The sequence below is a fragment of the Ensifer sp. ENS03 genome, from assembly GCF_014852035.1.
Lineage (GTDB): Bacteria > Pseudomonadota > Alphaproteobacteria > Rhizobiales > Rhizobiaceae > Ensifer > Ensifer adhaerens.
In genome coordinates this window covers 1-20277 of record NZ_JACVAV010000018.1, presented here as the reverse complement: position 1 = coordinate 20277, position 20277 = coordinate 1, and the positions used below count along the sequence as shown (strand labels likewise).

Below are 20277 nucleotides of genomic sequence, written 5' to 3'. Positions count from 1 at the left end.
GACCCCGTTCGAATCCCTGTCCATTTCGGGGCGTCGATATCAGGCGAAGTACGGCGCAAACGGCGCTGACGCCGAACCAGGACCGGTTGTCTCAGAAAATGACGATGAATGTTGTAGTGGTGGAATCGCCTTCCAAGGCAAAGACGATCAACAAGTACCTGGGCCCCGGCTACAAGGTACTGGCTTCGTTTGGTCACGTGCGCGACCTGCCGGCGAAGGACGGTTCGGTCCGTCCCGACGAAGACTTCGAGATGTCCTGGGAAGTCGACAGTGCCTCGGCGAAACGCATGAAGGACATCGCCGACGCGGTCAAATCCGCTGACGGCCTCATTCTCGCAACCGACCCGGATCGCGAAGGTGAAGCGATTTCCTGGCACGTACTTGACCTTCTGAAGAAGAAGAAGGTGCTCGGCGACAAGCCGGTCAAGCGCGTAGCCTTCAACGCCATCACGAAAAAGGCCGTTCTCGAAGCGATCGCTCATCCGCGCGACATCGACACCTCGCTGGTCGACGCTTACCTGGCGCGCCGCGCACTCGACTATCTCGTCGGTTTCAACCTCTCGCCGGTGCTCTGGCGCAAGCTGCCGGGCGCCCGCTCGGCTGGCCGCGTGCAGTCGGTGACGCTGCGCCTCGTCTGCGATCGTGAAAACGAGATCGAGCGCTTCATCTCCGAGGAGTACTGGAACATCTCGGCGCTCTTGAAGACGCCGCGCGGCGACGAGTTCGAGGCGCGTCTCGTTTCGGCCGATGGCAAGCGTCTTGCGCCGAAGGCTGTCGGCAACGGCGAAGAAGCAAATCGTCTCAAGACCCTGCTCGATGGCGCCGCCTATGTGGTCGATAGCATCGAAGCAAAGCCGGTCAAGCGCAACCCGTCGCCGCCTTTCACCACCTCGACACTGCAGCAGGCCGCCTCCTCCAAGCTCGGCTTCTCCGCTTCGCGCACCATGCAGGTCGCGCAGAAGCTCTATGAAGGCGTCGACATCGGCGGCGAGACGGTCGGTTTGATCACCTATATGCGTACCGACGGCGTGCAGATGGCGCCGGAAGCGATCGAAGCCTCGCGCCTTGCGATCGCCAGCCAGTTCGGCGACCGCTATCTACCGGAAAAGCCGCGCTTCTATTCGACCAAGGCGAAGAATGCCCAGGAAGCGCACGAGGCCATCCGCCCGACCGATTTCAACCGGACGCCGGACCAGGTTCGCCGTTTCCTCGATGGCGACATGCTCAGGCTATACGACCTCGTCTGGAAGCGCGGCATCGCCAGCCAGATGGCATCGGCCGAGATCGAGCGTACGACCGCGGAAATCACTGCGGACAATGGCGGCCAGAAGGCCGGTCTGCGCGCCACCGGCTCGGTCATCCGCTTCGACGGCTTCATCGCTGCCTATACGGATGCCAAGGAAGACGGCGAACAGACTGATGACGGCGACGAGGATGGCCGCCTGCCGGAGATCAATGCGCGCGAAAACCTCGCCAAGCAGAAGATCAATGCCTCGCAGCATTTCACTGAGCCGCCGCCGCGCTATTCCGAAGCAAGCCTGATCAAGAAGATGGAAGAGCTCGGCATCGGCCGTCCCTCCACCTATGCCGCCACCGTCACGACCCTGCTCGATCGCGACTACATCACCAACGACAAGCGCAAGCTCATCCCCCAGGCCAAGGGACGGCTGGTGACAGCGTTCCTGGAAAGCTTCTTCACACGCTATGTCGGCTACGACTTCACCGCGTCGCTCGAAGAAAAGCTCGATCAGGTCTCCGCCGGCGAGGTCAACTGGAAAGACGTGCTTCGCGACTTCTGGAAGGATTTCTTCGCCCAGATCGAGGAAACCAAGGAACTGCGCGTCACGAACGTGCTCGACGCGCTGAACGAGGAACTGGCGCCGCTGGTCTTCCCCAAGCGCGAGGACGGCGGCGATCCGCGCATCTGCCAGGTCTGCGGCACCGGCAAGCTGTCGCTGAAGCTCGGCAAGTACGGCGCCTTCGTCGGTTGCTCGAACTATCCGGAGTGCAACTTCACCCGCCAGCTTTCCTCCGACAGCAACGGCGAGGAGGCGGCGGTCTCGAACGAACCGCAGGCGCTCGGCAAGGATCCGCATACCGGCGAGGAAATCACGCTCAGGAGCGGCCGGTTCGGCCCCTATGTCCAGCGTGGCGACGGCAAGGAAGCCAAGCGCTCGAGCCTGCCGAAGGGCTGGACGCCGTCGACGATCGACCATGAGAAGGCGGTCGCGCTGCTGTCGCTGCCGCGCGATATCGGTGCCCATCCGGAATCCGGTAAGATGATCTCAACCGGGCTTGGCCGCTACGGACCGTTCGTGCTGCACGACGGCACTTATGCCAACCTCGAATCGATCGAAGACGTCTTCTCGATCGGCCTCAATCGCGCCGTCTCGGTTCTCGCCGACAAGCAGTCGAAGGCCGGTGCCGGCCGGGGCCGCACCGCTGCCGCGTCGCTCAAGGAACTCGGTGACCATCCCGACGGTGGCCCGATCACCGTTCGTGACGGCCGTTACGGCCCCTATGTCAACTGGGGCAAGGTCAACGCCACCCTGCCGAAGGGCAAGGATCCGCAGTCGGTGACGGTCGAGGAGGCACTTGTGCTGATCTCGGAGCGTGCTGCCAAGGGCGGAACGGCCAAGGGGAAGGCGACCAAGGCCAAGACGACCAAGGCAGCGGCGAAGTCCGAGGACGGCGCCAAGGCGACCAAGGCTAAGGCCAAGGCGCCCGCCAAGAGCAAAACAAAGACGGCCGCCAAGGCCAAGAAGGACTGATCTTGACCAGAATACCGCGCGACCCGACCGAACAGTCCGGCAAGAGAAGCCAGGGCAAGAAGCCTGCTCGCGCGGCAAAGGCCGGATCGGCCCAGCCAAGCGAGCCGATCATCCACGGCGCGGTCCCGCCGCGTGACGTGCTGATGCGCTTCATCGCTGAAAACCCGGACCGCGCCTCCAAGCGCGAAATCGCCAAGGCTTTCGGCCTGAAGGGCGAGACCCGTGTCGAACTCAAGGCCCTGCTGAAGTCGCTGGAAGTCGACGGCCTGGTCGAAAAGAAGCGCAAGTCGCTGGTGCGTCCGGGCGCCCTGCCCCCGGTGACCGTGCTCGACATCACCATCCGCGATGTCGATGGCGAGCTGATCGGCCGCCCGGCCGAATGGCTCGACGACGACGGCGTCGCACCGGCGGTGCTGATCAAGCAATCCGCCGTCGCCAAGGGTAAGGGCAAGGCTCCGGTCGGCGGTCTCGGCGACCGCGTTCTCGCCAAGATCTTCCCGGCCAAGGAACGGGGCGGCCCGGCCTATACGGCGCGCATCATCAAGGTGCTGGACAAGCGCAAGGATGCCGTGCTCGGCGTTTTCCGCTCGACGCCCGGCGGCGGTGGCCGCCTGATGCCGATCGAAAAGCGCGGCGAGGAAATACTTGTTGATCCGGAGTTCACGGGCAACGCTGAGGACGGCGATCTGGTCGAGGTGCAGCTGTCGCGTCTCGGCCGTTACGGTCTGCCGCGCGCGCAGGTGCAGACCGTCTTAGGTTCGGTCGCCTCGGAGAAAGCGATCTCGATGATCGCCATCCATGCCCACGGCATTCCCCACGTTTTCCCGGAACGGGTGATCGAGGAGGCGAACGCCGCAGGCCCCGCCACCATGGCGCACCGCGAGGACTGGCGCACGCTGCCGCTGATCACCATCGATCCGGCCGACGCCAAGGACCATGACGACGCCGTTTATGCGGAGCCGGATCCGTCCGAGGACAATCCCGGCGGCGTCATCGTCACGGTGGCGATTGCCGACGTCTCCTACTACGTGCGTCCGAAGTCCGCTCTGGACCTTGAAGCGCTGAAGCGCGGCAACTCGGTCTACTTTCCCGATCGGGTCGTGCCAATGCTGCCCGAGCGCATCTCCAACGACCTCTGCTCGCTCAAGGAAGGCGTCGATCGCCCGGCGCTTGCCGTGCGCATGCGCTTCTCCAAGGAAGGCCGGAAGGCCGGCCATACCTTCCATCGCATCATGATGAAGAGTGCGGCAAAGCTCTCCTACCAGCAGGCGCAGGCAGCGATCGACGGCAATCCGGACGACAAGACCGGGCCGATCCTCGAGACGATCCTGAAGCCACTCTGGGAAGGCTATCGCATCCTCACGCGCGGCCGCGACCGGCGCCAGCCGCTCGAGCTCAACATGCCCGAGCGCAAGATCATCCTGAAACCCGACGGTACGGTCGACCGTGTCTTCGTTCCCGAACGCCTCGACGCGCACAAGCTGATCGAGGAAATGATGATCCAGGCGAACGTTGCCGCCGCCGAGACGCTGGAGCAGAAGCGCCAGGTGCTGATCTACCGCGTCCACGACCAGCCCTCGCTTGCCAAGCAGGAAAGCCTGCGCGAATTCCTGGCGACTCTCGACATCTCGCTCGTCAAGGGCGGGAACATGCGCTCGAACCACTTCAACGGCATTCTCGCCAAGGCCGAAGGCAAGCCCTTCGAGACCATGGTCAACGAGATGGTGCTGCGCTCGCAGAGCCAGGCGATCTACAGCCCCGAGAACATCGGGCACTTCGGCCTCAACCTTTTGAAGTACGCGCATTTCACGTCTCCAATCCGGCGCTATGCCGACCTGATCGTGCACCGGGCGCTGGTTGCCTCGCTCGGCCTTGGCGAAGGCGGGCTGACACCGCAGGAAGAGGCCGTACTCGACGACATCGCCGCCGAGATCTCGACTTTCGAGCGCCGTGCCATGGCGGCCGAGCGCGACACGGTCGACCGACTGATCGCGCATCATCTCAACGGTCGCGTCGGGGAGGAATTCGACGGCCGCGTTTCCGGTGTCACCAAGGCGGGACTCTTTGTCACCCTGCCGGCCTATGGCGCCGACGGCTTCGTTCCGATATCAACACTTGGACGCGACTACTTCATCTACGATGAGGCGCATCAGGCGCTTTCCGGCGAGAAGACTGGGCTCGGCTATCGCCTGGGCGATCCGGTACGTGTCAAGCTCGTCGAGGCCGTGCCGCTTGCGGGTGCGCTCCGCTTCGAGATGATCAGCGAAGGACGCAAGATGCCGACGGCAACGCGCTCCTTCCACAAGTCCGGTCGCAGGGATCGCACCGGCGCCCGGAAGAAGCCGGGAACACGGCCGCCGCGCGGCCGGCGATAGGGTCCCGATAGGACAGAGGAATGCACATGAAAGCGGCGTCAGGCGAAACACTTCATCTGGGCGGGTCCAAAAGCGACGAGCGCTCCGTTGGTCTTTCGATGAAGCGCGGCTTTCTCGGCCGCTGTCCAGCGTGCGGCAGCGGCAAGCTGTTTCGCAGCTACCTCAAGTCGGTTGAGACGTGCGCGGCCTGCGGCGAGCGCATGGACCACCACCGCGCCGACGACTTCCCGCCCTATATCGTCGTCACGATCGTCGGCCACCTCGTGCTTGCCGGCTACATGGCGACCGACCTCATCCTTCCGCTCAACAGCTGGCAGCATCTCGCCATCTGGGCACCGATCACCGTCATCAGTTCGCTGGCGCTGCTGCAGCCTGTAAAAGGCGCCGTCATCGGCCTGCAATGGGCGCTGAAGATGCATGGCTTCGGCGGACACGAAGATGCGCCTGAGGACGTGTTGCCCCCGAGAGACGAACGGGCATGAGGCCGGCGCGGGAGACGGGCAACGAACCCAAGCCTCCGCGTCCCGCGACCATGCGGCCCCGGGATGCCGCTTCGATCATGCTGCTCGATCGCGTTGGCGGCCGCGTGCGTGTGCTTATGGGGCGGCGCCACAGTGCGCACGCCTTCATGCCGGATCTCTATGTGTTCCCCGGCGGACGCCGCGATACCGGCGATCATCGAATTGGCTTCGGCTCCGATCTCCATCCCTCCGTCCTGCGAACGCTGAAGGTGGCCGGCGCGCGCGGACTGTCGGATGCCCGGGCGCGCGCGCTCGCGCTTGCCGCCCTGCGTGAACTTTACGAGGAAGCCGGCATCGCCATAGGCGCGCCGCTTCCTTCGGCCGAAGCTCCCGTTCCCTTTCTTCCCGATCTTGCAAAGTTGCGCTATATGGCTCGGGCCATCACCCCTCCAGGCAACACGAGGCGGTTCGATACGCGTTTCTTCGCCGTGTTCGCCGACGAGGCCGAAATCGATCCTACGCGGTTCCTGGACAGTCGGGAGCTTCAGGATTTGCAGTGGATCGATGTGAACGTTACTCCGTCGCTACGGATACCTGACATCACCGCGGTCATCCTCGCGGACCTCAGGAACGGACTGGACGCCGATCCTTCGCTGCCCTGCGAACGACCGGTTCCACTCTATACCTCGCGCCATGGGCGCTTCGTGCGCACATTGCTCTAAGGATCCGCGTCAGATGTCACAGCCATCGCCCGGTACGGCTGCACCGGTTGAGGAAATTCACTGGCGGTCGCTGATCGCGGCCGTTGCTGCCATCAGCGCGGTCGGCATCGCCATCGGCCTCGGCCTGCCGCTGCTATCCATCATCATGGAGAAGCGCGGAATTTCCTCGACCCTCATCGGCTTGAATTCCGCCATGGCGGGCCTGGCATCGATGGTGGCTGCCCCCTTCACGACGAAGTTCGCCCACCGGCATGGCGTAGCGCCAACGATGCTATGGGCCGTGCTAATCGCGGCCACCAGCGCGCTCGGCTTCTATTACATCACCAATTTCTGGCTCTGGTTCCCGCTCCGAATCGTTTTCCACGGAGCGATCACCGTCCTCTTCATTCTTTCCGAGTTCTGGATCAACGCGACGGCCCCGCCGAGCAAGCGCGGTTTCGTGCTGGGGATCTACGGCACATTCCTGTCGCTTGGGTTCCTGACCGGCCCGCTGCTGTTTTCGATCCTCGGCAGCGAAGGCCTCCTGCCCTTCCTCGTCGGCGCCGGCGTCATCCTCCTGGCATCCGTGCCGATTTTCCTCGCGCGCGACGAAAGCCCCGTCATCGACGAGAAGCCCGAGCGGCATTTCCTGCGCTACGTCTTCCTCGTGCCCACGGCAACGGCTGCCGTCTTCATATTCGGCGCGGTCGAATCAGGCGGTCTCTCGCTGTTCCTCATCTTCGGGACGCGGTCCGGTTTCAGCGAATCGCAGGCAGCGCTTCTGCTAACGGTCATGGGGGTCGGCAATTTCATCTTCCAGATCCCGGTCGGCATGCTCTCCGACAGGGTCAAAGACCGGCGCACACTGCTCTCGGCGATGACGCTGATCGGTCTTATCGGCGCGCTGTTCCTGCCGCTGTTGGTCGAGAGCTGGTTCCTGATGGCAATTGTGCTGTTGTTCTGGGGCGGCTGTGTCTCCGGCCTCTACACGGTCGGCCTCAGCCACCTGGGCTCACGGCTTCAGGGCGCGGATCTCGCCGCCGCCAACGCGGCCTTCGTGTTTTCCTACGCCGTCGGTACCGTCGCTGGACCGCAGGCGATCGGCGCGGCAATGGACGCCACCGGCAACAACGGTTTTGCCTGGGCGATCGCCGGCTTTTTCGGTCTCTATGTCGCGCTTTCGGTGGTCAGGATCGTTTTGAAACCAAAACGGTCTTGACTTTTCGGCCGCGATTTGTAGTTTCGCGCCAACCTTGCCCGTGGCCCGCAACCGGTTGTCCACGGCTTTCATTGTTACAAAGGCAGGACGACCATGGCAAAAGCCACCACCATCAAGATCAAGCTGCTTTCGACAGCCGACACGGGTTTCTTCTACGTCACGACCAAGAACAGCCGTACGATGACGGAAAAGATGACGAAGACCAAGTACGACCCGGTCGTCAAGAAGCACGTCGAATTCAAGGAAACCAAGATCAAGTAAGATCGCCGGTTTACGGGAATTGAAGGGCGCCGACCGCAAGGTCAGGCGCCCTTTCCTTTTTAGGCCAATGCCCTGAGCATCTCGCATAGGCGCTGAGTGAAACGGGTTCCACGCCAGAGGGAGGAAACGGCTCGCCCGCCCCTGCTATTCCCCCAGAATCAAAACGCCGCCCCGAAGGCGGGACGGCGTGTCGGAAAGGGGGTCGGCTGGCCTCTGACTGCGGCACGAGGATTCCGCGGACGCCAAAAGCCAACCGACCGACCCCACGACCCAGGAGATGCGGCGGACCTGAGCATCATGGGGTAACGAATATCGCAGAAGGCTGGATGCCCCCTCTTTCATGAGCATCACCTGAAAATAAAAAAAAATCAACGAATTCTTAATGCGCGGAGCGGTGCCGCTCGGCGCATGGTTAATTCTGTATCAGACCTGGACAGGCACACTGCATGATCTCTGCTGCCACCCAAACTCCCCGGTAGCAACAGGTGACGCGAGAATACAACTTTGAATGCAGGCCGCAAGAGGCGGGCAAAGATATTCCCTGGGGTGCTTTGAGGCCAGAAACGCAGCAGGCGCGGCTCAGGCGGCGGCTGCCACCACCCGATTTCGGCCTTCGTGCTTGGCCTGATAGAGCGCCGTATCGGCGCGCTTCAGCAGCGCTTCGGCCGTGTCGCTGCCGGGCCTGAGCGTGGCAATCCCCATGGACGCGGTGACCTTCAGGGGGCCGTCCGCCTGCGGGATCGCAAATGGCAGGCTTTCGATGATCGTGCGCAGACGCTCGGCGACACCGGCCGCCATTTCGGCTGACGTATCCGGCATCACCACGATGAACTCTTCACCGCCGAACCGGCAGGCAAGGTCGGCACCCCGCACCGTCGTGCGGATGCGATTGGCGAATTCCCGCAAGACTTCGTCGCCAACGTCATGGCCGTAGGTGTCGTTAACCTGCTTGAAGCGGTCGATATCGGTCATGCAGATGGACAGCGGCCGACCGCGCGCAGCAGCCCGATCCATCAGCAGTTTCAGGTGCGTGTCGAAATAGCGCCGGTTATGCAGCCCGGTGAGGCCGTCGGTGACGGCAAGCTCGATGGTTTGCTGCACGCTCGCCCGCAGCCTGTCATTGCAGTGCTTGCGCCGGATCTGGGTCATCGACCGGGCAATCAGTTCATTGGGATCGACCGGCCGCATCAGATAGTCCGTCACGCCCAGATCGAGCGCGCGGACGACCAACTCATCGCTGCCCTGCTCGGCGATCAGCAGGATAGGGATGAAACGGGTGCGCTCCAGCGAGCGCAACTGCGAGCAGAGCCGCAGCGGATCGTAGTCGTCGAAATTCGCATTGACGATAACGAGGTCGAAATTGTTCTCCGCCGCCTCGAACAATGCCGCCTGCGGATCGGAGATGACCGAGACCTCGGCAATCGGCTTGAGGGCGCGCTGCAGCCGCTCCTGCGACGAGCCGCGGCCATCGACGAGCAGGACGTTGCCGGGCTCGTCAGGCCGGTCCGCCCGGCCAACATCTTCAAGCCCGATCGTCTGCGCCGTCTGGGCCCGCAGGCGCAGCTCGTCGCTGACGTTCTTCAGCCGCACCAGGCTCTTCACCCGCGACATCAGCTGCAGATCGTTGACGGGCTTCGTCAGGAAATCGTCGGCGCCGGCCTTCAGACCTCGCACGCGATCAGAAGGCTGGTCAAGCGCGGTGACCATGACAACCGGGATATGTGCCGTCTTCGGGTTCGCCTTCAGCCGCTCGCAGACTTCGAAACCATCGAGACCGGGCATCATGATATCGAGCAGCACCAGGTCGATGGGCGTCTTTTCGCAGAGCGCCAGGGCGGCATAACCGTCACTGGCCGTCAGCACGTCGAAGTACTCGGCAAGCAACCGGGCTTCGAGCAGCTTCACATTGGCCGGAACGTCATCGACAACAAGAATACGCGCAGTCATATCAATTTTCCCGCCGCTCAGGCATCGCCCAGGTAGGTTTTGATCGTCTCAATGAACTTCGGTACGGAGATCGGCTTGGAGACATAGGCTTCGCACCCGCCTTGGCGGATCCGCTCCTCGTCGCCCTTCATCGCAAAGGCGGTCACGGCGATGACCGGGATGACGTGCAGCTCATCGTCTTCCTTCAACCACTTCGTCACTTCCAGACCGGAAACCTCCGGCAGCTGAATGTCCATGAGAATGAGATCGGGCCGATGCTTGCGCGCGAGCTCGAGCGCCTCCATGCCGTTGCGAGTCTGGATCGTCGCATAGCCGGAGGCCTCAATCAGGTCGCGGAAGAGCTTCATGTTCAGCTCGTTGTCCTCAACAATCATCACCTGTTTGGGCATGTCGATCCCTTGCTGTCCATCGTCACCTTGCAAGTCTCCTCAGGACAATTAACGTGCGGAGCCGACGACTCGACCCATTTCCTCAACGTCAGAGATAGGCCTATTTGGTTGAAAAATAGGTAACTCCGCACGTAAAAACCATACGGGGACAAACCATTGAAGAGCGCCGACGAAATCGCCATCGACATTCTCTCCTGGCTTGCCGGCGAGCCTGAGCTTCTGTCCCGCTTTCTGGCGCTGACCGGCACGGACCCAACGGCGTTGCGCAACGCGATTGCCGAACCCGGCTTCATGGGCGGGCTCGTCGCCTTTCTGATGGACCATGAGCCGACCCTGATGGCATTCTGCACGGCGACCGGTACGGCGCCTGAAGACGTCGTGCGCGCCCATATGGCACTTTCCGGCCACGCAGGCTTCGAGGATTGAGGGTGGCAAACGCGCCGACAGCTCACAGCATCACGCTTGGAAACCGCCCGCTGATCGTCAGCGACATCGATGATGTCGTGCTTGAATTCATCAATCCGTTCAAAGCGTTCCTTGGGAGCTGCGGCCATGTCCTGCTGCCCCGATCGTTTCGCCTGACCGGCAACATCATCACCCACGCGGACGAGCAGCCGGTGACGGAGCCAGAGGTCAAGATCCTGCTCGACACCTTCTACGGCTCGCAGGATCGTTGGCAAACGCCCGCCGCCAAGGTCGTCGAGACCCTGGCCGCATTGTCGGAGGAAGCCGATATCGTCTTTCTGACTGCGATGCCGCCGCAGCACGCCGCCGTTCGTCGCGCTCTTCTTGACCGGCTCGGCCTGCCCTATCCGCTGCTTGCGTCCGAAGAGCCGAAGGGGCCGATCGTCCAAAAACTTCACGGCAGCCGTACCGTCCCCCTCGTCTTCATCGACGACATGCTTCGCAACCTGCGATCGGTGAAGGATCACGCGCCGACCTGCCTGCCGATAAACCTCATGGCCGACTCGGAGTTCAAGGCGCTCGCGCCGAAGCTCGACGCCGACATCCGCGCCGTCGCAGACTGGCCGGAGGCAGCTGCAGCCATTCGCGTGCACTTCCGCGGCTAACCCGGATCGGCTGCCCGTCGGCGCAAATTCAGGCGCCCCGGCGCTGCGCGAACCAAGCCCGGCGATCCTTTTCAACGGCGACAATTGCAATGTGATTTCCAATCTCGCCTCCTTGAGACTCGCTAGAGTAGAGCTTAAGGTCGCAATGTTCAATATTTGTTCCCGATATGCTCGACAGCGCTGCTCACTCTCCAGGCTTCTGCCGCGACTGCCTCAAGGAACAGGCGGCGTCGGTGCGGCGCTGCCTTGCCTGCGGCAGCCCGCGCATTCTGCGGCATGCGGAGCTCTATGACCTGACGCTGGCGCACATCGACTGCGACGCCTTCTATGCCTCGATCGAGAAGCGCGACAACCCGGAGCTTGCGGACAAGCCGGTGATCATCGGCGGCGGCAAGCGCGGCGTGGTCTCCACCGCCTGCTACGTCGCCCGCATTCACGGCGTGCGCTCGGCCATGCCGATGTTCAAGGCGCTGGAAGCCTGCCCCCAGGCCATCGTCATCAAGCCCAATATGGAGAAATACGCCCGCGTCGGCCGCGAGGTGCGCACGCTGATGCAGGAACTGACCCCGCTGGTGCAGCCGCTGTCGATCGACGAAGCCTTCCTCGAACTCAGCGGCACGGAGCGACTGCATCACGATCCGCCGGCACGCACGCTCGCGCGGCTCGCCCGCCGGATCGAGCAGGAAGTCGGCATCACCGTCTCGGTCGGCCTCTCCTATTGCAAGTTTCTCGCCAAGGTGGCGTCCGACCTGCAAAAGCCGCGCGGCTTTTCCGTCATCGGCCAAGCCGAGGCGCTGGAGTTCCTGCGCGAGAAGCCGGTGACCCTGATCTGGGGCGTCGGCAAGGCCTTTGCCGCCACGCTGGAGCGTGACGGCGTGCGCACGATCGGGCAATTGCAGACCATGGAGGAAGGCGACCTGATGCGGCGCTATGGCACCATGGGGCAGCGGCTCTTTCGCCTATCGCGCGGGCTCGACGAAAGAGCGGTCGAAATCGACGGCGAAGCCAAGAGCGTTTCCGCAGAGACGACGTTCAACGACGATATCGCGCGCTATGACGACCTGGTCACGCATCTGCGGCGCCTCAGCGAGCAAGTGGCCCACCGGCTGCGAAAGTCAGAACTCGCCGGCCAGACGGTCGTTCTCAAGCTCAAAACCGCCGACTTCAAGATCCGCACCCGCAACCGGCGCCTGGATAGCCCTACCCGCCTTGCCGACCGCATTTTCCGCATCGGCCTGCAACTTCTCGAAAAAGAGGCGGACGGAACGAAGTATCGGCTGATCGGCATCGGCGTCAGCGATCTCTCCGCCCCGGATCTCGCAGATCCGCCCGATCTCGTCGATCCCGCGGCCACCAGGCGCGCTGCGGCCGAGGACGCGATCAACAAGCTGCGCGACAAATTCGGCAAGGCGAGCGTCGAAACCGGCTACACTTTCGGCACCAGAAAACGCGATCCGTGAGACCGCAAGCGTGCTTGCCCGAGCAGGCACGCTTCGCAAAGCGATCACGCAACCTTGATCGACAGCCCACACAGCAGGATGAATTCCTTAAAGATTGAAGGCTAGGTTTGTTCGCCAAGTCACGTGTTGGGTTGAGTGTATGGTATCGCGTTTCGCTCTCACCGCCAGCGTCGTCGCACTGCTTTGGTCGCCGGCTACCGGCTTTGCAGGCAGTCGCGGGCCGCTGCAGATCATCGTCTCGAAAGATCAGCAATCGCTCGTCGTCTATGACGGCGACGCTGTCATTGCGACATCACCGGTCTCGACCGGCAAGGCGGGCCACACGACGCCATCGGGCATCTTTTCGATCCTGGAAAAGCGGCGTCATCACAAGTCGAACATCTATTCGAACGCGCCGATGCCGTTCATGCAGCGGCTCACCTGGTCGGGCATTGCTCTGCATGGCTCCAACCATGTGCCGGACTATCCGGCGTCCCATGGCTGCGTGCGGTTGCCGAGTGAATTTGCTGCCTCGCTCTACAAGTTGACCGAGCGCGGCGTGCACGTGCTGATCTCCGACCGGCAGATAACGCCCTTGGAGGTCAAGAGCGCCCTACTCTTCCGCCCGGCCCCGATCGATCTCCAGCCGCCGCTTTCCGACGTGCCGCTCAGACCGGCGATCAGCCAGGCCGGCGATGCGCCGGTGGAAGTGGCGATGCGGGAGCCGCCCGGCGGCGCCAATTCGGCGCGATCCACCGAGGAGCCGATCCGTATCCTCATCACCCGCAGCGATACCCGCGACACCATGCGCGAGGTTCAGACGTCCCTGGATTTCCTCGGCTACGCGCCGGGCGCGATCGACGGCCATGCCGGGCCGGCGACGATTGCGGCCCTGCGTGCCTTCCAGGCAAGCGAAGGCATCGACGGCGACGGCAAGCTGACACCGGACCTGACCGACAGGCTCCTGCGCAAGGCCGGCCGTACGCCGCCGCAGAACGGCAAGATCCTCGTGCGGCAAGGGTTCAAGCCGCTCTTTGAAGCCGGGCTTACGATCGACAAGCCGGAAGAGGCGCTCGGAACGCATTTCCTCCAGTTCCGGCACAATGAAGAAGAAGGTGCCGAAGGCAAATGGTTCGGCGTCTCGCTCGAGAACCACCTGCCCGCCTCGACGAAGAAGCGGCTCGGCATCTCCACGGAGGCCGATCCCTTCGCCTATAACGGTATCCAGCGCACGCTGGCGCGCATGACGATCTCCGACGATGTGCGCAGGCGCGTGGAAGCGTTGCTCGCCGAGGGCTCGTCGCTCTCGATTGCCGATGTGGAAAGCGGGTTGGAGACCGGTCAGGGCACCGACTTCATCACCATTACTCGGACACGTCCCGGCGACTGATCTGCGAGACCGGCAGACAAGCACCCGGCGAGCGTCCCGCCGCGGGTCGATAGGTTCCAAGCCGGCTCAATCGCCGCTCCACTGCAATTCAGCGGAGCCCCGCCTCGGATTACACCAGTTCGACGTCGATGACGCCCGGCGCCGAGCGCAATGCTGCAGCGATCTCCGGCGAAATCCGGAACTTCTCGTTCAGTTCAACCTCGATCTCGCGCTGGCCATTGTCCTTAATGACGACGAAGGAGACGAGCCCGTCGCCCTTCGTGTTGAGGTGCGAGGCGATCGACTTCAGCGGTCCGGAATCGCGCACATAGACGCGCAGCGCCTTCTGCAGTTGCAGCGATTCTTCTTCGAGCGAACGCAGCGTCTGGATGCGCAGGCCGATGCCTTCCGGCCGCTCTTCCGCAGCCACGGTCATGACCAGTGATTTGCCGGGCTCGAGCAGGTCTCGATACTGGTGCAGCATCTCGGAGAACAGTACCGCCTCGAACTGGCCGGAGGAATCCGAGAAGGCAATGATTCCCATCTTGTTGCCGGTGCGCGTCTTGCGCTCCTGCTTCGAGGTTACGGTTCCGGCGAGCCTTCCGGCCGTCGCCCCCTTCTTCACAGCGCCTGCGAAATCGCCGAAGGTCTGCACGCGCATCTTGGCGAGCAGCGCATTGTAGGTGTCGAGCGGATGGGCAGACAGATAGAAGCCCAGAACCTGGAACTCGCGGTGCAGCTTTTCCGAGGCAAGCCACGGCGTGTAGGTCGGAAGCGCAATGCGCTCCGGCCCGGTGGCCGCCCCTGCGCCGAACATGTCGCTCTGCCCGCTCGTCTTGTTTTCCTGAGCCCGCTGGGCAAACCCGAGAATACGATCGAGCCCGCCGACCAGCTCCGCCCGGTCGTAGCCGAAGCAATCGAAGGCGCCGGCGGCAATCAGGCTTTCAAAAACGCGACGGTTGAGCAGCTTGGGGTCGATCCGGAGGCAGAAGTCTTCGAGGCTTGCGAAGGCCTTGTCGCCTCGAACCTCGACGATGTGTTCGACCGCTGACTCGCCCACGCCCTTGATCGCCGCAAGCGAGTAATAGATGCGGCTTTCGCCCGTCTGGAAGTGCCGGAACGAGGTCTGTACCGACGGGGCGATCACCTCGATGCCCAGACGCTTGGCATCCTGGCGGAAGTCGTTGACCTTTTCGGTGTTGGACATGTCGAGCGTCATCGACGCCGCCAGGAACTCCACCGGATAGTGCGCCTTCATGTAGGCGGTCTGATAGGACACGATCGCATAGGCCGCCGCGTGCGACTTGTTGAAGCCGTAGTTGGCGAACTTGGCGAGCAGGTCGAAAATGAGGTCGGCCTGCGGCTTCGACACCTCGTTCTTGACGGCGCCGTCGACGAAACGGGCGCGCTGCTTGTCCATCTCCTCCTTGATCTTCTTACCCATGGCGCGGCGCAGAAGATCGGCCTCGCCGAGCGAGTAGCCAGAGAGCACCTGGGCGATCTGCATCACCTGCTCCTGGTAAACGATAACGCCCTGCGTTTCCTTGAGCAGGTGGTCGATCTTCGGATGGATCGACTCGACCTCTTCCTCGCCATGCTTACGGGCGTTATAGACCGGGATGTTCTCCATCGGGCCTGGGCGATAGAGCGCCACGAGTGCGATGATGTCCTCGATGCAGTCGGGCCGCATGCCGATCAGCGCCTTGCGCATGCCGGCACTTTCCACCTGGAACACGCCGACCGTTTCGCCGCGCGACAGCATCTCGTAGGTCTTCAGATCATCGAGTGGGATGCTCGCGAGATCGACCTCGATGCCGCGCTGCTTGACGAAATCGACCGCGACCTTCAACACCGTCAGCGTCTTCAGGCCGAGGAAATCGAACTTGACGAGACCGGCCTGCTCGACCCACTTCATGTTGAACTGGGTGACCGGCATGTCGGAGCGCGGATCGCGATACATCGGCACCAGCTGCGACAACGGCCGGTCGCCGATCACGATACCGGCGGCGTGGGTCGAGGCGTGGCGGTAAAGGCCTTCGATCTTCTGGGCGATATCGAGAAGGCGGGCGACCACCGGCTCCTTCTCGGCCTCTTCCTGCAGGCGCGGCTCCTCCTCGATCGCCTTGGAAAGCGGCGTCGGGTTGGCGGGGTTGTTGGGCACCAGCTTGCAGATCTTGTCGACCTGACCATAGGGCATTTCGAGCACGCGACCGACGTCGCGCAAGGCGGCACGGGCCTGCAGCGAACCGAAGGTGATGATCTGCGCCACCTGTTCGCGACCGTACTTGCGCTGAACGTAGCGGATCACCTCTTCGCGCCGGTCCTGGCAGAAGTCGATGTCGAAGTCGGGCATCGAGACGCGCTCGGGATTGAGGAAGCGTTCGAACAGCAACGAGAAGCGCATCGGATCGACGTCGGTGATCGTCAGCGCATAGGCGACGAGCGAGCCGGCGCCCGAGCCGCGGCCCGGCCCGACGGGGATGTCGTGCTGCTTGGCCCATTTGATGAAGTCGGCAACGATCAGGAAGTAGCCGGGGAATTTCATGCGCTCGATGACGCTCAATTCGAAGGCCAGGCGCTCGCGGTACTCCTCTTGGGTGTAGCCGGGCGCCATACCGAGTCTCGCGAGACGGTCTTCGAGGCCCTCCTCCGCCTGGCGACGCAGTTCGTCCGACTCGGCGCGCTCGGCCTCCTCCGGATCCGCCGTCGCGCCGGTAAAGCGCGGCAGGATCGGCCCACGGGTCTTCAGCATGAAGGAGCAGCGTCGGGCGATCTCGATCGTGTTTTCCAGTGCCTCGGGCAGATCGGCAAACAGCGCCGCCATTTCTTTGCGGCTCTTCAGATAATGGTCCGGTGTCAGGCGGAACCGGCTGTCGTCCGACACCATGGCGTTGTGCGCTACCGCCATCAGGGCGTCATGCGCCTCATAGTCGGAGGGCGACGGGAAGAAGGCTTCGTTGGTGGCGACAAGCGGAATGTCGAACTTGTAGGCAAGCTCGATCATCCGGCTCTCGTGCCGCCGGTCGTGGCCACCGTGGCGCTGCAGCTCGATATAGAGCCGATCGCCAAAGAGATCATGCAAGGCTTCGAGACGCGCTTCGGCGAGCGCCGTGGAGCCCGCCTTCATGGCGATATCCACCGGGCCACCGGACGCGCCGGTCAGCGCAATCAAGCCCTCTGTGCCGCATTCGCCAAGCCAGGAGCGCGTAATGCGCGTCGCCTGGCTGCCCTCGCCGCTCAGATAGGCACGACTGACGAGATCGACGAGGCGCGTATAGCCGTTATCTGTGGCGGCGATGAGCACGATCGATGGCAGCTTTGCGAGCTGATGCCCATGGCCGCGCCGATCTCCCTCGGTCTCGTCTTCCATGTCGATCGCCAGCTGGCAGCCGGTGATCGGCTGCAGCCCGTCACCGGCCGCCTTCTGCGAGAATTCAAGGGCTGCGAAAAGATTGTTGGTGTCGGCGATCCCGATCGCCGGCTGGTTATCGGCGACCGCCTTGCCGATGACCTTCTTCAGCGGCAGAGCGCCTTCGAGCAAGGAGAAGGCAGAGTGGACGCGCAGATGCACGAACTGCGGATCCGTGCCGAGCGCCTCACTCGATGCTGCCTTGCTGTCGTCTGCCATTGTCGCACCCTGATTCCTGTCCCGTCGGAAGGATATCCCGTTTATCGCCCGTCATGTCCAGATTCCCCTGGCATGTCGTCCCCCTTATTCAACGGGGATGAGACGCTTTGCGGAGGTGCTTGAGAGAAGATGTTGACGCCCGCCTTCAGAGGCCGAGCGCAATGAAAGAGATGCTTGCGATGAACAGGCTCATCGACGCGAAGGCGGCGAGGTCACGAACAAAATCAGTCATAACATGGCTCCTTTTCCGTTATGTTTTTACTTTGTTCTATTTTTGTTCGCGCGTCAAGCAGTGCACAGGCATTCTGTTCACGATGGTTAACATCGCGCCCGAATGCAGGTTAACTGACGACGAAGCCGCTTGAGGAAAGCGCGGCGCCCGCATATCAAGAGGAACGACCACGCGGAGCGCTCCGACATGCTTGCACGCCTGATTCTCCCCTTGCTGATCCTGCTTCCGACCACCGTCTCCGCAGCAGAGACGATAGACCCCGCCCGCATCGTCTCGGCGGCGAGCGGCGACTGGAACAAGGACGGGAGCCAGGATCTCGCGCTCATCGTACGACCCGCCCAAGGCAGCGACGAGGACAACGGCATCTATCTCTACCTCACCGGCGACAACGGCGCGCTGGCATTAAAGTCGGCCATTCCGAACAAGGTCTGGGGTCAGTTCGAACTCGTCGGCCAAGCGCCGTCGATCGAGGCGCTGCCGAGCGGCTCGTTGCTCATCACCAGTCAGAACGATGCCATCGGGCGCGACCGCTGGGAACAGAAGCTGACGGTCGCCTATCGCAACTTCGACTTCGTCGTGGCGGGCTACACCTACTCGTCCTACGATACGCTCGATCCGGACAACACCGCGCAATGCGACCTCAACGTGCTGACGGGCAAGGGCAAATCGAACGACAAGCCAATCACCGCGAAAGGCGAGCTCATCCTTCTCAAGGACTGGAGCGACGATCGCGGGCAGAAGGCGTGCGGTCCGTAATAACTGGGTGATTGTTCTCCATTTGTTCTTTACAACTTCAGCGGATCGCGACATCCTCCGGCGCGAACGTATGAGGAACAATCATGGCCGCGCTCGAAGCACTCAGAGAATTCATCGTTGAAGCCAAATCAAAAACCTATGTCGGCGGCGGCGGGCAGCGACCGTCGTCACGCCCGGGTTCCCACGACATCGGCTACGAGCGGGATAGCTGGCGCTACCTCGACAGCTATTTCGGCGGGACCGATTTCGCAGGCCAGGAGACCGTGTGGCAGAATGACGAGCCGCACTGGGCGATGAACTACTTCGGCCGGATCATCCGTCCTGACCTCATAAACGGCGAAAAGGCAGGCGTCGTCATCAGGGCGGCGCTTCAGGCGATGTACCGCGACAAGCGGCATTTCCTCGGCGGCACGGAGTTCCGGCACGCCCATGGCTACTACATCGACAACAGCCGCGGCGACACCTCACATTTTTCCGGGCATGAGGTCATCTTCGTCGACGGCGAGGAAGCCTACGAGCTCGACTATCGCGGCGGTCTGATCAGGCGTTGAGGGCAAGGCAGCAAGTGACGCAAGAGCGCGCAGCGGTTCGCGAATCTGAAGGATCGCGGCGCGCTTTGGACGCCAAACGCCGCGGATCGCCGGCGAAGCTGGTAATCGCTGTGTCAGACGCACGCATTCATTCAAGAAACGACGTTGCAAGTCACAGCGTGGGGTCAATCGTAACGCAAGGCTTGCACCGGATCGAGGCGCGAGGCGCGCCAGGCCGGAAAGATCGTGGCGAGGAAGGAAAGGGTCAGCGCCATGACGACGACGAGTGCGGTCTCGTCTGCGTTCATATCGGCCGGGAGCTGGTTGAGGAAATAAAGCTCAGGGCTGAATATCGTCGTTCCCGAGATCCAGGAGAAGAACTGTCGGATGGATTCGATGTTGAGGCAGACGACGACGCCGAGCGCCACGCCCGCGACCGTTCCGGCAACGCCGATTGCAGCCCCCGTCATGAAGAAGATGCGCATCACCGAGCCGGAGGTCGCGCCCATGGTCCGCAGGATCGCGATGTCGCTGCCCTTGTCCTTCACCAGCATGATCAGGCCGGAGATGATGTTGAGTGCCGCGACCAGCACGATCAGCGACAGGATCATGAACATCACGTTGCTCTGGACCTCGAGCGTCGAGAAGAAAGTCTTGTTGCGGTCGCGCCAGTCGGTGATGAAGATTTGCCGTCCGGCCGCATCCTCGATCGGCTGGCGCAACTCCTCAACGACATCAGGATGCTCGACGAAGATCTCGATCGACTGGACCAGTCCCTCGGCGTTAAAGAACAGCTGCGCTTCTTCAAGCGGCATGAAGATGATCGTCGCGTCATACTCCGACATGCCGATCTCGTAGATTGCCGAGACGGTATAGGCTTTCACACGCGGGTTCATGCCGAGCGGCGTCACGTCGCCGTTGGGCGAGGTCAGCGTGATGGTACCGCCGACCGTTATGCCAAGCTGTTCGGCCATGCGCGAGCCGATCGCCACGCCAGAGCCAGAGGCAAAGCCGACGAGATCACCGGACTGGATGTGGCCGGAAACCGACTTCATCTTGCTCAAGTCGTCGGCGCGGATGCCGCGCACCAGCGCGCCGGTCGAACTGTCACCGACCCCTTGCGCCAGAA

At 62.6% G+C, this 20277-nt stretch carries 16 protein-coding genes; 12 read left to right on the top strand and 4 right to left on the bottom strand.

The genetic code is table 11. The features are described 5' to 3' along the window. Window positions 1-104: 104 nt before the first annotated feature. The 6 genes from topA (at window position 105) to rpmG (ending at window position 7788) form a co-directional block, all read left to right on the top strand. Complete coding sequence (gene topA / locus IB263_RS32955) at window positions 105-2771, top strand: type I DNA topoisomerase (protein WP_060522211.1); 2667 nt, start codon at window positions 105-107, stop codon at window positions 2769-2771. A 2-nt stretch (window positions 2772-2773) separates the two neighbouring features. Continuing rightward, window positions 2774-5146 carry a ribonuclease R gene (gene rnr, locus IB263_RS32950; protein ID WP_192439573.1) on the top strand — a complete coding sequence of 791 codons (2373 nt, stop codon included), beginning with the start codon at window positions 2774-2776 and terminating at the stop codon, window positions 5144-5146. A 26-nt stretch (window positions 5147-5172) separates the two neighbouring features. After that, entirely contained in the window at window positions 5173-5628 is a 456-nt protein-coding gene (locus tag IB263_RS32945; protein WP_034795645.1) for a DUF983 domain-containing protein, read from the top strand. Next, window positions 5625-6329 carry an NUDIX hydrolase gene (locus tag IB263_RS32940; protein ID WP_060583546.1) on the top strand — a complete coding sequence of 235 codons (705 nt, stop codon included), beginning with the start codon at window positions 5625-5627 and terminating at the stop codon, window positions 6327-6329. The genes IB263_RS32945 and IB263_RS32940 overlap by 4 nt, the downstream gene beginning before the upstream one ends. Before the next feature lie 13 nt (window positions 6330-6342). Beyond that, window positions 6343-7527: an MFS transporter gene (locus tag IB263_RS32935; protein ID WP_034795359.1), complete on the top strand. Its 1185-nt coding sequence runs from the start codon at window positions 6343-6345 to the stop codon at window positions 7525-7527. A gap of 93 nt (window positions 7528-7620) precedes the next feature. Then, window positions 7621-7788 carry a 50S ribosomal protein L33 gene (gene rpmG / locus IB263_RS32930; RefSeq protein ID WP_034795357.1) on the top strand — a complete coding sequence of 56 codons (168 nt, stop codon included), beginning with the start codon at window positions 7621-7623 and terminating at the stop codon, window positions 7786-7788. A gap of 579 nt (window positions 7789-8367) precedes the next feature. Here the strand turns inward: rpmG and IB263_RS32925 are convergent. Together IB263_RS32925 and IB263_RS32920 are read right to left on the bottom strand one after the other, a co-directional pair. Next, entirely contained in the window at window positions 8368-9735 is a 1368-nt protein-coding gene (locus IB263_RS32925; protein WP_113505879.1) for a PleD family two-component system response regulator, read from the bottom strand. A gap of 17 nt (window positions 9736-9752) precedes the next feature. Continuing rightward, window positions 9753-10124, bottom strand: coding sequence for a response regulator (locus IB263_RS32920; protein ID WP_003537642.1), 372 nt, complete (start codon window positions 10122-10124; stop codon window positions 9753-9755). Window positions 10125-10280: 156 nt separating this feature from the next. On the opposite strand from IB263_RS32920, the gene IB263_RS32915 reads away from it, so the two are divergent. The 4 genes from IB263_RS32915 to IB263_RS32900 all read left to right on the top strand — a co-directional run bounded on the left by IB263_RS32915 (window position 10281) and on the right by IB263_RS32900 (window position 14023). After that, complete coding sequence (locus tag IB263_RS32915; RefSeq protein ID WP_034795349.1) at window positions 10281-10550, top strand: DUF3572 domain-containing protein; 270 nt, start codon at window positions 10281-10283, stop codon at window positions 10548-10550. 2 nt (window positions 10551-10552) lie between these two features. Next, the gene (locus IB263_RS32910; protein ID WP_192439572.1) at window positions 10553-11194 is read left to right on the top strand and encodes a hypothetical protein; all 642 of its coding nucleotides are present in this window, start codon (window positions 10553-10555) and stop codon (window positions 11192-11194) included. A 167-nt stretch (window positions 11195-11361) separates the two neighbouring features. Continuing rightward, entirely contained in the window at window positions 11362-12654 is a 1293-nt protein-coding gene (locus IB263_RS32905; protein ID WP_089045727.1) for a DNA polymerase IV, read from the top strand. Between the two features lie 139 nt (window positions 12655-12793). Then, window positions 12794-14023, top strand: coding sequence for a L,D-transpeptidase family protein (locus tag IB263_RS32900; protein WP_192439571.1), 1230 nt, complete (start codon window positions 12794-12796; stop codon window positions 14021-14023). Window positions 14024-14132: 109 nt separating this feature from the next. Here IB263_RS32900 and dnaE read toward each other — a convergent pair whose 3' ends face one another. Then, the gene (dnaE, locus tag IB263_RS32895) at window positions 14133-17630 is read right to left on the bottom strand and encodes a DNA polymerase III subunit alpha (RefSeq protein ID WP_192439570.1); all 3498 of its coding nucleotides are present in this window, start codon (window positions 17628-17630) and stop codon (window positions 14133-14135) included. A gap of 418 nt (window positions 17631-18048) precedes the next feature. Here dnaE and IB263_RS32890 point away from each other — a divergent pair, with 418 nt between their 5' ends. Continuing rightward, window positions 18049-18618: a hypothetical protein gene (locus IB263_RS32890; RefSeq protein WP_192439569.1), complete on the top strand. Its 570-nt coding sequence runs from the start codon at window positions 18049-18051 to the stop codon at window positions 18616-18618. Between the two features lie 83 nt (window positions 18619-18701). Continuing rightward, entirely contained in the window at window positions 18702-19169 is a 468-nt protein-coding gene (locus IB263_RS32885; protein ID WP_034795326.1) for a DUF5680 domain-containing protein, read from the top strand. 164 nt (window positions 19170-19333) lie between these two features. Here the strand turns inward: IB263_RS32885 and IB263_RS32880 are convergent. Then, a partial coding sequence (locus tag IB263_RS32880) for a lipoprotein-releasing ABC transporter permease subunit (RefSeq protein ID WP_192439568.1) occupies window positions 19334-20277 on the bottom strand: 944 nt, incomplete at its 5' end.